Raw genomic sequence first — 13,937 nt, forward strand, 5'->3', positions numbered from 1 at the left:
GTCACCTCGGAGCGTCTATAGTTTAGCAGTCGCTATGTAGCAAGTGAGACGCTCGCAGGACCTCCGAACGCTGCGAGGTCAGAAAGACTCCCTCTCCTGTTTTTAGGAGAGGGCTGGGGTGAGGTAAAGCTCCCGTCTTAGATAAATAAGTCTTAGATCCCGGGCTTGTTTTTGGGAGAGGGGCTGGAGTGGTAGAAACACAACAACTATATACCTCTTTCTACTAAGTCAATAACCCAATAAAACAAAACGGCCTGCTGGAAATACCAGCAGGCCGTTTACCTGTAAAATCGGGTTTATTAGTTCTTAACCATTTTAGTCTGGAAGAACTCTTTACCTGTTTCGATCAGGATCATATAGATACCAGCAGGAAGGTTTGCAACGCGGCTGCTTAATTGCGCTTGAACAGCATCCTGGGTACCTGCAATATTCATTACTTTTCTGCCTTCTGCAGAATATACAATCATTTTAACTTTAGCTGTTGCAGCTACACGCTCCGGTAACAGGAATCTAACATCGCTGTTAACAGGGTTCGGATAAATGCTGAATTGACCTTTTGTACCATCAGCTATACCGGTTGGAGCATCATTTCCTTCAATTGTTAAAGTGAAGGTTTTGGCTGTACCGATCTCTAAACCATTGCTGGCACCAGTAATGTTAAACACTACCTGCTCTGCATCTTCAGTCTCAGTATCATCAGTAATGTTAACCTCAAAAGTAGCAGTTGTGGAATTAGCAGGTATAGTTACGGTAACGGCACCATTATTAGCACCAGTTAAAGTATAATCTGCTACAGTAGCAGTGCTGCTTGTTGCCGGAGTTATAGTTACAGTTTGCTCAGTTCCCACTCCTTCTGATAGCGTAACCGACACTGTAAACGAGCCTGCGTCTTCGGCTTTGCTTATACTTGGTGAAGTAAACGTTACAGATGCCGGAGTTGCAGTAGCTGTAAGTATAAATCGTGCAGATACCGGTAAGTGATCTGAAGTTGTATTTCTGAAATTCGTGATGCTGTTCAGCAACTGTTCTTCAATGGCGATAGAGCCTGGCACATATTCATCTTCAAATTCTTTTGATATGATAAGATGATCCAGGAAGCTTTTGAAAGAACCTGATTCATATGTATTCTTACCAGCAAGGCTCAGGTCATAAGTAAGTGTTTTGTAATCTTCAGTATCTGTAACAAAAACTTCAAAAGAAGATGGATTTGTACCAACTACAGATACATCCACATCATCATTATAGTCACCTAGAAGTACCAGGTTAGCATTTGGGTATTGTACATCTAAAGAGTCTTTCAGCACCTTAACATCATACTTACGTCTGTTGTAAGGGAAGATATCGGTATCTTCGTTTGCTTTGGCGTGGATGTTAACCACATGTACTCTTTGTTTTTTACCGTCAATATTGGCCTCAAACTCTACCATGTACGGCAATCTGCCACTCGACCAGAACAGGTCAGATCTGTTGTTAGGATAGTCCTGCAGCGTTACACCGTTGTTTTTGATATCTGAGAACAATTTAGCAAGCAATACTTTCTCTTTTTTAACAGTAACTGTTGATAGCTTATAAAGGAACCCGACTTTCTGCTCGTTAGATGCCTGCCAGCTCATTGTCTCACTTACGTAAGCATAACCAATTTCCTGGGCTAGCTGTGCTATTTTAGCTTCATCTACTACTTCCTGAACACCTATAATATCAGCATTCAGTTCTGTAATTACTTTCTTAACGTTTTCGTATTGTAAGGCGTCATCCGATGGGCCACTGCCAGTTGAGCCAAACCATTCCATGTTCCAGGTAACAACTTCAAGGGTGTTGGCTTTCAGCATAGAAGAACCTGTCAGCATTCCGCGTGTAATCGGAGCTTCGGAACCACTGGTAAAGGTTATGGGGCCAGAGCTGATGAAAGATGTAGTAGCTGGCGCAAAACGTACATATACTTTATTAGATGCCGCAGCTTCTGCAGAAGTATAAGTCAAAGAAGAAGTATATTCAGTACCATCTTTTGAAAGCTCGAAATTAGCTGGAGCAGTTACTATTACATCTGCTGCAAAACCTACTGCACTAAACGTAAATTCCTGCGCTGCAGAAGTGCTACCTTGTGCAGTTTCAGCAAAGTTCAGGTTCAGGTTAGATGTATTCAGGTAATTACTGGCATCTTTTACTTCAAAGTTATCCAGTGTCCAGCGGGCTGCACTACCTGCACTAGCTGGACTATCTGCTGTTGAAGTATAAACAAAAGCAATGTATGTATTTGCTGATTTATAGCTATTCAGATCCAGGTTTTCAAGTAGTTTCCAGATATCAGCATTATCAGCTGGCAGGGTAATTAAATTTGTCCATGTTGCAATTGCAGGGTTGCCTGTACCGCTATAGTTTGTCGAAACCATAACAGATAGTGCATCGCCGGCATACTTGGTTCTATAGTTAACACTCACCAGCGGGAAAGCATAAGCTGTCAGATCCAGTTTCGGAGAGATTAACCAATCTTCGTTAGCATTATTCACGTTATTAGCGAAACCGCTCATCTGCACACCATTACCTTGCTGGCCAAATGTTGTACAAGCCCAGGTTTGTGCGCCTGTTACACTAAACTGTACCCAACCGCCGGTAAGGCTTTCATTACCTGTACAGTTGGTGAAATTTTGAACATAAGGGCTATATACATCAGCTGACGCTGTAACACTTACATCCGCAATACCTTCTGCTGAATGCACAATACTGTTAGCGAAAGTACCTGCAGTAGTTGTAGAAACTTTTACATAAACTTTTTGCGGAGTAACTAATTCTGCTGCTGTAAAAGTAATTTCTTGTGTGAATGTTTCATTTTCAACTTTAGAAATACTGAATGGTCCTCCAGTTACAATTTTTAAATCTGAACTTAGCTGGTTCGCAGTTAACACATAAGACAAAACACTGCCTTGTGCATTTTGCGCTAATGAACCGAAGTTTAAAGCGGACACGCTGGCAGTTAATGGTGGTTGAGAAGCTTCACCATCTTTAATCACAATATTATCTAGGGCGATACCATCACGTGACCCACCTGCACCTTCAACTACATATTCATATGTAGCCCAACGAATTTGAACAATTGGCTGATTTTCAACCTCGGCCGGTAATGAGGCAGTAATTGATTGCACATCACCTGCCGGTCTATTAACGGTAGTATAATCTGCACTATTTATCGTTGTCCAGTTTCCCGATTCCCCAATACGATATTGAAGTATAACACCAACAGATCTTGTTTGGTTATTGATAAGTTCTATATCGTAAGCTATACTTATACCAGTTTTTCCAGTAGTGTTTATAGCAGCAGCAATCTGATTATTTCCAGATGTTGTATTAGCAGTTGGCTGTATATAGATTCTATTGTTGCCATCTTTGTTATAGTTGTAAGCATTGCTGCTGCTCGTTTGAACAGTAGATACCACTTTAATTATAGCATCACCTGACGGTATAGAAGCTTCAGCATCTGCTTTAGTAGCTTTTGCAGCAACTGTCCACACAGAAATACCATTAGGTAGTACAATTGTACTCTGCATGCTGCTAAAGTCTGTACTAAAAGGCAGGTTTTGTGCAGCTGGATTTGTTTGCCCCCACGCATTGCTACTACCTAAAAAGGCACAGCAAATAAGCACAAGAGCGAATAGCTTTTGTAAATGTTTACTCATAAAAAAGGTTTTGGATTGATTGGTTACCTGATTAGATGCAAGCGACCTACACCCGTTACCAGAGCAAGAGCAAAAGTGAAGACTTGTGTAGAGCTGCCGCATAACACAAAGCTAATAATTAAGCAGTTACTATATATTATGGTTATGTGAGATTATTATAGCAATATTTAAATTTCTTAATAAAGTACAGGAATCTTAAAAAAACTACAAACCTACCTATAGCATATTTATACTTTCTCCAGTGCCTGCTCCAGGTCTTTAATAAGGTAATCAGCATCTTCCAGACCTATATAAAAGCGAACCAATGTAAAAGGCAGACTGGATTTATAGTTAGCTGAATTGTAAGCAGCAGCCATTGGGTAAATAAGTGACTCGTGCCCACCCCACGATGCTGCCATCAGGAAGTGTTTGAGGCTATCGCAGAACAAATCTACTTTCTCAATCTCGTTAGTGCGAAGCCTTATGGTAAACTGGCCTGTATTGTTGCGCAGTTGCTTTTTTGCCAGTTCGTATTGTGGGTTAGTCTCTAAAAACGGATAAAGGATTTCTTCTACTTTAGGGTGCTGCTGCAGGTAAGCTACTACTTTGCGTGTGGTTGCAGCAATGCGCTCCATACGTACGGGCAATGTTCTTAAACCTCGCAGCAGCAACCATGCATCGTGTGGTGCAAGTATAGCTCCGAGTGTCATAAACTCACCTTCAAAAATACGGTTTATGGTGTCGCGTTTGCCGCAGATCACGCCACCCATTGCATCTGAGTGCCCTCCTATATATTTGGTACAAGAGTGCACGACCAGGTCCACACCCATAGCAATCGGGTTCTGGTAAAGCGGTGTTGCAAAGCTGTTATCTATAATAGTGCTGCAATTGTGTGTTTTGGCAATCTGAACTACGGCTGCAATATCCTGTAATTCAAATGTAAAAGAATTGGGGCTTTCTAAGTATAATAGTGTTGTGTTGGGCCGCAGGGCATTCTTAAAGTTATTTGCATCCGTGCCATCTACCATTGTTACATCTACCCCAAACCGTGGCAGAAACTTCTTCATCAGGGCATTGGTCCAGGAATATGGCTTTTTTATACAAACCACATGGTCGCCTGCTTTTACCTGCGATAGCACCGCCGCCGATACTGCCGCAATACCGCTACCGAAGGCAATGGCATGCTCCGCTCCTTCCAGGGCTGCTAACTTTTTTTCGAGTATAGTTACCGTTGGGTTATTGCCCCGCGTGTAGAAGTATACTTCAGGTTCGTGGCGCAGCATTTCGCGCATTTCTGCAACCGTTTTGCAGGCAAAGTTGCTGGTCTGTACTATGGGTGGAGCCACAGCATTATAGTATAGTTCACGGTCTTCGCCAAGCTCATTCAGGATGTAAGAAAGCTCCATTGTGTATCATCTTTTATACTTGTCTCTAATACTCTCAGCATGATTTTATAGTTGCTTCCGTCTTGGTTCTCAGTGCTTTAAACTTCAGCTCAATTTATTTTTAACAACATACACAACCTATTAATAATCAGCTCGTTACCTATTGTATTTCATATTTAAAATCTGTGTTTTTTGCAACTGTTAAGCACTCCAAAATGTTAAGAATACATGAAAGAGAGAGAAGAAGAAAACGTTGTAGCACTATACGCTGGAGAGCAGCAACCTGAAGGTCAGGAGTGGCAGAAATCCATACCTGCGCAGGTATTTCTGAACTACTTTTTTGCGATAAACTACCACATTAAGAACACAAATGGTAATGGTCTGGAGCAGCTCGCTTTTTTCAGAGAAGCTAAACCAGAACTTACCGAAAAAGATACTGAGGCTGTAAAGCGCTTGTTGCTGAACAGTTGGAGCACCGAGTATGCCTTGCGAGCAACTGCTGAATTAGGTGACGAAGCTTACATGCGCAATGCACTGCACTGGACTTTCCCGCAGGCATATTATACTGTGTTTGCAGGCTTGCAGGCATTTCTGCGCACACGTGGCATCAACACCAATAGCGATGCATTGGTATTGCGCGAGGCCGGACGTTTGGTGGTAAAAAATGCGTACCCACATGCTATCAGCTTCTATGCATCAGGGCACTATGATGACTTTAACATACACCGCCTGCCGCTGGCCCACTATAAGCCAGGCTTACAGATTGCAGGTAAAGAGCTGGAAGCGCAGGCCCAGATCGGTCAGTTTTTACGTACTACACGCCGTATGAAAGCCAAAGCAATTCGCCAGACGGTGCAGAGCAACCCAACTACTGCTATCCGTAGCAGCAAGACCGGCGAGATTCTGCAGAAGTTTGGTCCGCAGCATTGGCAGCAATTAACGTGGCGTATTGGCTATACTACTTTGTTTGATCTGATGGCAAGGCTGCGAATATCCAGTTCGCACCGCGAAATTGAGCGCTTTGTGCAAGCTGAGATCGACTTTAAGTTGTTCCATGAGTCGTTGCTGGAAATAGTGAGTTACCTGAATGGTGTGCACGAAAGCTATGTAGCGCAGGCTATGGGTATTGAGCAGTACGAAGCCTTTGTGAAGGAGCTACCAAAGCACCTGCAGAATTCTTTTGTAGCAGCCAGGTTACAGCAGCAAATTAAACCACTGTTCCACACGGGCGAAGACTACCAGTTGGGAGCAGCAGCTTAAGCTTTTCCATTTTACTTATACTTTTCCGGAAACTCCTGCAGGTCTGTACTTGCAGGAGTTTTTTTATGCCCAGTGATTTAGGGAGTAACCCACCCCTACCTCTCCCGAGAGGGGATTTCACGTTATAACTTATAGTTGAGGCTATAGTTTTATAGTTCTGGCGCGAGTCTCCAGACTCGTGTCTAAGTATGAAGTTGAGTCTCCTGACTCAACTGGCCCGGCAGGGGCAGGCATGGCAAAGGCTGATGCTATAGCTCTATAGTTGTCTAACCACCCCAACCCTCCTTGTCTAAGGCGGGGAGATTTTTCTGCTACTGCTATAGTTTTTGCTGTTGTTCTATAGTTGCTGCATCAACACCCCTATAGTCCCCTCAAGGGGACACTACTTTTATAGGTGAAGTTAAAAGTTATAGTTCTATAGCTTGCTTCCAAATCCTGTCAATCCTTTAATCCTGAGGATCCTGATTCGGACAAATAACAATCAACAATTAACTTTTTAAAGCTGCCGATTATTTAGCAATTTTGCAGCTTGATTTTTAGACATCACTTTTAGTACAGAATCGCATGCAACTAAGCGAACAGGAACTGCGCCGCCGCCATGAGCGCGAAGAGCTGGAGAAAATGGGCATCAACCCATATCCATCTGAGACATTTGAAGTTACGGCTACTGCCAAAGAGATAAAGGAGAATTTCGATAAGGAAAAGAACAACTACCAGGAAGTAACGCTGGCTGGCAGACTGATGAGCCGCCGCATTATGGGTAAAGCTTCTTTTGCTGAGCTGATGGACAGCACCGGCCGTATCCAGATATATGTTTCCAGAGATGATATTGCACCGGGCGAGAACAAGGACATGTATAACACCGTGTTCAAGAAAATGCTCGACATCGGTGACTTTATCGGTATCAAAGGCTATGCGTTCGTAACGCAGGTGGGTGAGATATCTGTCCATGTTACCGAGCTTACTGTACTTACAAAATCACTGCGCCCGCTGCCAATTGTTAAGCGTGAGGTGGACGAGAACGGTGTGGAGCACGTGTACGATGCTTTCAGCGACCCTGAGCTTCGTTACCGCCAGCGCTACGTAGACCTGATCGTGAACCCGCACGTGCGCGATACATTTAAGAAGCGTACACAGTTGGTGAGCACCATGCGTAATTTCCTTTCTGAAAAAGGTTACCTTGAAGTAGAAACTCCGATTCTGCAGCCTATACATGGTGGCGCGGCAGCCCGTCCGTTTAAAACGCACCACAATACCTTGGACATGACGCTATACCTGCGTATTGCCAACGAATTATACCTGAAACGTCTTATAGTTGGTGGTTTTGATGGTGTGTTCGAGTTTGCAAAAGACTTCCGTAACGAAGGTATGAGCCGTTTCCATAACCCGGAGTTTACGGTAATGGAGCTTTACGTTACCTACAAAGACTACAACTGGATGATGGACCTTGTGGAGGAAATGGTTGAAAAAGTTGCCCTTGCCCTGCACGGTAAAACAGAAGTTCAGGTTGGTGAGAACGTGATCAACTTTGCCCGCCCTTGGAAGCGCTATACTATGTATGAAGCTATCGAGCACTTCACAAAGATTGACATCTCGAACATGGAAGAGCCGGAACTACGTCAGGCAGCTCAGAAGTTGGGCATTCACGTAGATCCAACTATGGGTAAAGCTAAGATCATTGATGAGATATTTGGTGAAACAGCAGAGCCATATTTAATACAGCCAACCTTTATTACAGATTATCCTGTAGAGATGAGTCCGCTGGCCAAGAAGCACCGCAGCAAGCCAGGTTTAGTGGAACGTTTTGAAGCAATCTGTAATGGTAAAGAGATATGTAACGCTTTCTCTGAACTGAACGACCCTGTTGATCAGCGTGCCCGTTTTGAGGAACAGCTGGAACTGGCAAAACGTGGCGACGTGGAAGCCATGGCACTGGACGAAGACTTCCTGCGTGCTTTAGAGTATGGTATGCCGCCAACTGCAGGTTTAGGGGTAGGTATAGATCGTTTAACGATGATCATGACCAACTCAAACTCGATACAGGATGTGCTGTTCTTCCCGCAGATGAAGCCGGAAAAGAAAGACGAGTAGTTTATACTTGAACTATAAAATAAAAAAGCCCCTGCTAAACTATAGCAGGGGCTTTTTTATAGTTTAGTATCAATTACAGGCAACGCTGCATGTTAGTACCACCGGTTGGTCCTAAAGCAGGATCGTTGTACATGGTATTAACTTCTGAGCTGCTCTGATTTGTCAGGTTTGAGTAAGAACTACCTTGTTTATTGTTGTTCTTGTTTGTCCAGCCGGTCACTTTATCTTTTGTGCTGGTAAAGCTTTTAGTAACTTTATCACCAAGGCGCGAAGCAGAATTTGCAACTTGCTTGCGCAGATCTTTTCCTTTTTCAGGGGCCAGTAAAATGCCTGCCAGTACACCCACACTTGCTCCGGCAATTACACCTGCCGCAATTTTGCCGCCGCTTATACCTTTACCCTTCAATGCATAAGAAGTAGACTTACTGGTTTTACCAGACTGGGTTCTGTAGCCTGACGCATCACGATTCCAATCATCATTATAAGACGAGCGGGCTATATGGCTACCGGTATCTGAGTAGCTGCCAGTGCTGCCAGCAACTGATGAAGCCATCTCTGACTGCCGGATCTGTCTTACATTGGCATTTGTATAGTTTGTTTTGCTTTCTCCGAGTGACCTGCACTCCAATGTTGTTTTCATAGATGTAGATTTAATAGTTATGGTAAAACAAATAAACGCAGATGTTTACAGTATTAGTATTAACGATCCATTTTTGCCGAAAGTTGGCAGGTATAAAAACATAAAGCGCTACTCCCAAACGGAGTAAGCGCTTTATACTTGGTTTAAAGTACACTGTAGCCGCCTCAGCGAGTTTGTAAACTCCGGCAACCTTATACTATAAACTAATATTTAAATGTTATTAAGCGTTGCTGCCGCCAGTAGTACCACCTGATGTGCTACCACCTGAAGTGCTACCGCCAGTTGAACTACCACCACCAGTAGAACCTGATCTCTGAGATCCACCTGTTGAGCCAGCGCCAGAAGTACCAGAAGTTGCACCTCCGAATTTATCCATAGCACCTGCGCTCATGTTTTTGATCTCATCTAAGCCAGCCTGAAGGTTTTTCTCCAGATCTTTGCTCATTTTAGAAGCCCATTTTTTAACACTTGTTCTTGTGGCTTCACCTGTATCCGGAGCCATCATTAAACCAGCAATAACACCAGCGCTGGCACCAGCCAAAAGAGCTAACATTATTTTACCGCTATTGTCCTTCATAGTCGTATTTTTATTTATGATTGATAGAGTTTTTCACAAAATGTGTGTGCTTGATAACGTTTAAATATAGTATTTAGTTATATCTATACTAAATAATAGCGTTATTATTTTAACGGAGCCATTTCGGGCATTTACTTAAGCACCACTTACTTGTGAATACAACTTAATACTTACCGATATTCAGAGGATTACACAGTACCTTTATCGCCTGTATTACCTTCGATATTCTCAGTTATTTCGTCGTAGTTTCTACGCATCTGCCCTTTTACATCCTCCCAGGAGCCATGCATTACCAGTTCATCATCCTGAGCAGCAGTACTGGTTCCTTTCATTTTGCTCATCCATGTGCGCATAGTTTTGTCCATGTCTTCGCCAGCTTTTGTAAGGCTGCGTTTTACACTGTCGCGTGTAGTTTTACCGTTATCCGGGGCTAGCATTATGCCAGCTACAATACCAGCACCTATCCCTGATAGGGTCGCTAATAGTATCTTTCCGTTCTTATCCATTTTTAATTTTTGTGAAGTTTGCTTTATAAGTGAGGTGCCAAACATACTGACAATCTCGTACTTGAATTTAAAGGCGTATACTCCTACAATAATTTGTAATTTCGCGCTTCAGTTTACATACGGTTGCCTTACTTGTTAGTTAACTTAAGTATAAATACCGGTGTTGCTGAACATAATTTATACTTACACTTATACCTTATACTATGAAAAAATATGTAGCAACGCTTGCTATACTTTGCCTTGGCGGCTTCTATTCCTGCAAAACAACCGAAGAGCAAACCGCCTGCATCGATCCTACAAAAATTAACCCCGATGCGATCTGTACCATGCAGTACGACCCTGTCTGTGGCTGCGACAACAAAACCTATGGCAACGCCTGCGTTGCTAACAATGCCGGAGTTACTTCCTTCGTTAAAGGCGAATGCCCGACCCAGAACTAAGTTTATACTTCAGCTAAAATAAAGATGAGCGAGAAAAGATACATTAAGCAGACAAAGCCATTCCGTGTGCCCACTACCGATGGCAAACTAATAGAAGAACATTTCGGGCATGCATCTACGCGTACCGGTGAGTTTAGTGTTGCCCACATGGTAGCACCGCCACACTGGAGCGAACCACACCAGACCCCCGATTTTGATGAAATAACGATTGTTACCCGAGGCCGGAAATTAATTGAGATAGATGGTGAAGAAGTGGAAGTAAAAGCCGGGGAAACTATACTTATAAAGGCAGGCACCCGCATCCGTTACGCCAACCCTTTCGACGAAGAAACGGAATACTGGTCTGTCTGCATTCCGGCTTTCGATATTAACTCCGTACACCGGGAGGACAGCTGATTTGAAGATTTGTAAATTTGAAGATGGGAAGTTCTAACTATAAAAAAGTTGCTGCTATACTTTAGCAGTGGCTTTTTTATAAATCTCCCTGTCTTAACTATAAAACGAAAATGCCCGGCTAACTATAGCCGGGCATTTTTTATACTTCAGAATGTAAAGATGATTTTCAAATCTTCACATCTCCAATTTTTCTAATTACTTAGAGATCATCTCCACGATATCTTCAGAGATACCCATTGTTGAGAAACCGCCGTCGTGCATCAAGTTCTGCATTGTCACGTAACGGGTCAGATCCGAGAACAGCGTGATGCAGTAGTCAGCGCAAGCTTCGGCTGGTGCATTACCCAGTGGCGACATTTTATCGGCGTACTCGAAGAACGCATCGAAACCACCTACACCAGTACCGGCTGTAGTTTTAGTTGGCGACTGCGACACGGTATTTACACGGATTTTTTTGCTGCGGCCTAAACGGTAGCCATAGTTACGCGCAATTGACTCCAGCACCGCTTTCGCCTGCGACATATCAGTATAGTCAGGGAATACGCGCTGTGCTGCAATGTAAGAAAGTGCAACTATAGAACCCCATTCGCTCATGGCATCCTGCTTTTCAGCAACGTGCATTACTTTATGGAATGATAAAGCAGAAATGTCAAGCGTTTTCAGGAACCACTCATAGTTCAGGTCGCCGTAAGACTTGCCTTTACGGATGTTAGGGCTCATGCCAATAGAATGCAGCACGAAGTCGATCTTACCACCCAGTATTTCCTGCGCTTTTGCAAACAGGTTCTCCAGGTCCTCTACTGAAGTTGCATCAGCAGGTATAATCTGTGCGTTGCAGGTTTCAGCCAGTTTGTTGATCTCGCCCATACGCATAGCAAGTGGTGCGTTGGTTAATATAAACTCAGCTCCTTCTTCCTTGGCACGCAATGCTACTTTCCACGCAATAGATTTTTCATCCAGTGCTCCGAATATGATTCCTTTTTTTCCTTTTAAAAGATTGTAAGACATGTCTTTATCAAGTTAATTTTTGTTCCTTTTCCAGAAATCCAGGCGCAACGTATAAACTGCGCTGAATTGGGCGGCAATATAGCAATAACTAAGTATAACTCAAGTTACAAAACTGGGTGGCTGTTATAGTTAACGTGCATTTTATACTTTGGCCAAGCCACTTAAAATAAAAAACCCTTCTCTGTTTTAGAGAAGGGTTTAATTTTAACTTATAATGAGAGCAACTCTTTAGCACTCTGATAAGCATTGGCACTTGGATTGGCACCGGCTATCATATGGGCAATCTCGTTCACGCGCTCTTCTTCGTTCAGTTGCTTAATGCGGCTGATCGTTCTGTCTTCGCGATCTTCCTTATACACAAAGTAATGATAGTCGCCTTGGGCGGCTATTTGTGGCAAATGCGAGATTGCAATGATCTGGTGTTTCTGCGCCATTTGCTGCATCATACGGCCCACTTTTACGGCCACTTCACCGGATATACCAGTATCGATCTCGTCGAAAACTATAGTTGGCAGTGCAGTTTTATCGGCCAGCATGTACTTCACACTCAGCATCAAACGCGAGAACTCACCACCTGAGGCTGCTTTTACCAGTGTTTGTGGCTGCGCTCCTTTGTTGGCACTGAAAAGTATACTTATCTCGTCGGTACCGGTGGCGGTTGGCTGTGCTTCTTTGTGTTGGATAACGATGCGCGCATTCGGCATACCAAGGTCGGCCACTAGGTCGTGCAGCTCCTGCTCAAATTTGCTAAACGATGCCTGTCTCCTATCTGATAACTCTTTGGCTTTCTTTAGCACTTCCTGGTACGCTGCATCCATTTCTTTTTTGGTTTTGGCAATAGCATTATCCAGATTCAGAACATTACCAACTTTCTGCGACAGCTCTTCCTGAATAGCCAATAGCTCAGCTATAGTTTGTACCTGGTGCTTGCGCTGCAACGTATAGATCATGTTCAGGCGCTCCTGTACTTCCAGGGTGCGCTGCGGATCAGCTTCGGTTTTACGCTCGGCATCTTCCAGTTCACCGGCAATATCGTTCAGCTCAATCAGGGTGCTATCTACACGTGATTTCAGCTCTTCATATTTAGCTGAGAACTGGGCAAGTTGGCCTATCAGGTAAGATGTATCTTTTAAAGCCGATGTAATGTTAAAGTCAGACTCCGTCAGGCTTTGTACCGCCTGCGTTAGTTTCAGTTTAATGTCTTCGGCATTTTCCAGTTGCTTCAGTTCTTCTTCTAACACTTCCTGCTCGTCAGCTTCCAGTTTTGCCTCTTCAAACTCGTTCAGCAAAAAGGTATTATAGTCAAGCTCCTTCTGCGACTGTGCCAACTGGTCTTCAAGCTTTTTATAGTCTGATTCCAGCTTTTTATAGGTGCGGTATGTTTCGCTGTAAGCCTTCAGGTACGACAGGTTTCCAGCGTAAATATCCAGCGAGGTGTTGCCCGCATATATATCCAGGATATTCAGCTGATAGCTTGTATCACCTAACTGCAAAGTATCATGCTGCGAGTGTACATCCATTAGGTTCTCCCCTATCTTACGGATCACATCCAGCGTAACAGGCGTGTCGTTCACAAAAGCTCTCGATTTACCACTCGGGCTGATCTCACGGCGCAAGATGCAGGTATTATCAAAGTCCAGGTCTTCGGCAGTAAAAATCTCCTGCAGGTTATACTGTGAGATATCAAACACCCCCTCGATCACACATTTCTGATCTTGGTTAAAAAGCAGTTTGGTATCGGCTCGGTTACCCAGCAGCAGCCCGATGGCTCCCAGCATAATGGATTTACCGGCACCGGTCTCACCGGTAATAATATTCAGCACCGGCGATGGGTGCATCTCCAGCTGCTCAATTAAGGCGTAATTCTTTATTTTAAGGTCTATCAACATAGATTAAGACTCAAGACTATAGACATAAGATGTAAGACTTTTGCCTATGCGAAAGTTCGGAAATTCTGTTATTTTTTTACCAAGTATAAGTATGG

General features: G+C 43.6%; 11 protein-coding genes. 4 read left to right on the plus strand and 7 right to left on the minus strand.

Annotation, left to right across the window (positions count from 1 at the left end; genetic code table 11):
- Positions 1–299: 299 nt before the first annotated feature.
- Both MJ612_RS10590 and MJ612_RS10595 read right to left on the minus strand, forming a co-directional pair.
- The gene (locus tag MJ612_RS10590; protein WP_187033445.1) at positions 300–3,671 is read right to left on the minus strand and encodes a T9SS-dependent choice-of-anchor J family protein; all 3,372 of its coding nucleotides are present in this window, start codon (positions 3,669–3,671) and stop codon (positions 300–302) included.
- A 227-nt stretch (positions 3,672–3,898) separates the two neighbouring features.
- On the minus strand, positions 3,899–5,056 hold the full coding sequence (locus tag MJ612_RS10595; RefSeq protein WP_187033446.1) for a trans-sulfuration enzyme family protein: 1,158 nt from the start codon (positions 5,054–5,056) through the stop codon (positions 3,899–3,901).
- Between the two features lie 207 nt (positions 5,057–5,263).
- On the opposite strand from MJ612_RS10595, the gene MJ612_RS10600 reads away from it, so the two are divergent.
- A complete protein-coding gene (locus MJ612_RS10600; protein WP_187033447.1) occupies positions 5,264–6,295 on the plus strand; it encodes a hypothetical protein in 1,032 nt (343 codons plus the stop codon).
- A gap of 564 nt (positions 6,296–6,859) precedes the next feature.
- A complete protein-coding gene (lysS, locus tag MJ612_RS10605; RefSeq protein ID WP_187033448.1) occupies positions 6,860–8,386 on the plus strand; it encodes a lysine--tRNA ligase in 1,527 nt (508 codons plus the stop codon).
- A gap of 73 nt (positions 8,387–8,459) precedes the next feature.
- Here lysS and MJ612_RS10610 read toward each other — a convergent pair whose 3' ends face one another.
- The 3 genes from MJ612_RS10610 to MJ612_RS10620 all read right to left on the minus strand — a co-directional run bounded on the left by MJ612_RS10610 (position 8,460) and on the right by MJ612_RS10620 (position 10,109).
- Entirely contained in the window at positions 8,460–9,026 is a 567-nt protein-coding gene (locus tag MJ612_RS10610; RefSeq protein ID WP_187033449.1) for a YtxH domain-containing protein, read from the minus strand.
- Between the two features lie 220 nt (positions 9,027–9,246).
- Positions 9,247–9,603: a YtxH domain-containing protein gene (locus MJ612_RS10615; RefSeq protein ID WP_187033450.1), complete on the minus strand. Its 357-nt coding sequence runs from the start codon at positions 9,601–9,603 to the stop codon at positions 9,247–9,249.
- Between the two features lie 188 nt (positions 9,604–9,791).
- Complete coding sequence (locus tag MJ612_RS10620) at positions 9,792–10,109, minus strand: YtxH domain-containing protein (protein WP_187033451.1); 318 nt, start codon at positions 10,107–10,109, stop codon at positions 9,792–9,794.
- A 203-nt stretch (positions 10,110–10,312) separates the two neighbouring features.
- Between MJ612_RS10620 and MJ612_RS10625 the strand changes: the two genes are divergently transcribed.
- Together MJ612_RS10625 and MJ612_RS10630 are read left to right on the plus strand one after the other, a co-directional pair.
- Positions 10,313–10,549, plus strand: coding sequence for a Kazal-type serine protease inhibitor family protein (locus MJ612_RS10625; RefSeq protein WP_187033452.1), 237 nt, complete (start codon positions 10,313–10,315; stop codon positions 10,547–10,549).
- A 24-nt stretch (positions 10,550–10,573) separates the two neighbouring features.
- On the plus strand, positions 10,574–10,945 hold the full coding sequence (locus MJ612_RS10630; RefSeq protein WP_187033453.1) for a cupin domain-containing protein: 372 nt from the start codon (positions 10,574–10,576) through the stop codon (positions 10,943–10,945).
- 195 nt (positions 10,946–11,140) lie between these two features.
- On the opposite strand, the gene MJ612_RS10635 is transcribed toward MJ612_RS10630, so the two are convergent.
- Both MJ612_RS10635 and recN read right to left on the minus strand, forming a co-directional pair.
- A complete protein-coding gene (locus MJ612_RS10635; RefSeq protein ID WP_187033454.1) occupies positions 11,141–11,953 on the minus strand; it encodes an enoyl-ACP reductase FabI in 813 nt (270 codons plus the stop codon).
- 209 nt (positions 11,954–12,162) lie between these two features.
- Complete coding sequence (gene recN / locus MJ612_RS10640) at positions 12,163–13,842, minus strand: DNA repair protein RecN (RefSeq protein ID WP_187033455.1); 1,680 nt, start codon at positions 13,840–13,842, stop codon at positions 12,163–12,165.
- Positions 13,843–13,937 lie beyond the last annotated feature (95 nt).

Origin of the sequence: Pontibacter deserti, from assembly GCF_023630255.1 — a bacterium.
Classification (GTDB): Bacteria; Bacteroidota; Bacteroidia; order Cytophagales; family Hymenobacteraceae; genus Pontibacter; species Pontibacter deserti.

Excerpts from the sequence above, each read along its gene's own strand:
- MJ612_RS10590 (WP_187033445.1), bottom strand. The coding sequence starts at position 3,671 with ATGAGTAAACATTTACAAAAGCTATTCGCTCTTGTGCTTATTTGCTGT.
- MJ612_RS10595 (WP_187033446.1), bottom strand. The coding sequence starts at position 5,056 with ATGGAGCTTTCTTACATCCTGAATGAGCTTGGCGAAGACCGTGAACTA.
- MJ612_RS10600 (WP_187033447.1), top strand. The coding sequence starts at position 5,264 with ATGAAAGAGAGAGAAGAAGAAAACGTTGTAGCACTATACGCTGGAGAG.
- lysS (WP_187033448.1), top strand. The coding sequence starts at position 6,860 with ATGCAACTAAGCGAACAGGAACTGCGCCGCCGCCATGAGCGCGAAGAG.
- MJ612_RS10610 (WP_187033449.1), bottom strand. The coding sequence starts at position 9,026 with ATGAAAACAACATTGGAGTGCAGGTCACTCGGAGAAAGCAAAACAAAC.
- MJ612_RS10615 (WP_187033450.1), bottom strand. The coding sequence starts at position 9,603 with ATGAAGGACAATAGCGGTAAAATAATGTTAGCTCTTTTGGCTGGTGCC.
- MJ612_RS10620 (WP_187033451.1), bottom strand. The coding sequence starts at position 10,109 with ATGGATAAGAACGGAAAGATACTATTAGCGACCCTATCAGGGATAGGT.
- MJ612_RS10625 (WP_187033452.1), top strand. The coding sequence starts at position 10,313 with ATGAAAAAATATGTAGCAACGCTTGCTATACTTTGCCTTGGCGGCTTC.
- MJ612_RS10630 (WP_187033453.1), top strand. The coding sequence starts at position 10,574 with ATGAGCGAGAAAAGATACATTAAGCAGACAAAGCCATTCCGTGTGCCC.
- MJ612_RS10635 (WP_187033454.1), bottom strand. The coding sequence starts at position 11,953 with ATGTCTTACAATCTTTTAAAAGGAAAAAAAGGAATCATATTCGGAGCA.
- recN (WP_187033455.1), bottom strand. The coding sequence starts at position 13,842 with ATGTTGATAGACCTTAAAATAAAGAATTACGCCTTAATTGAGCAGCTG.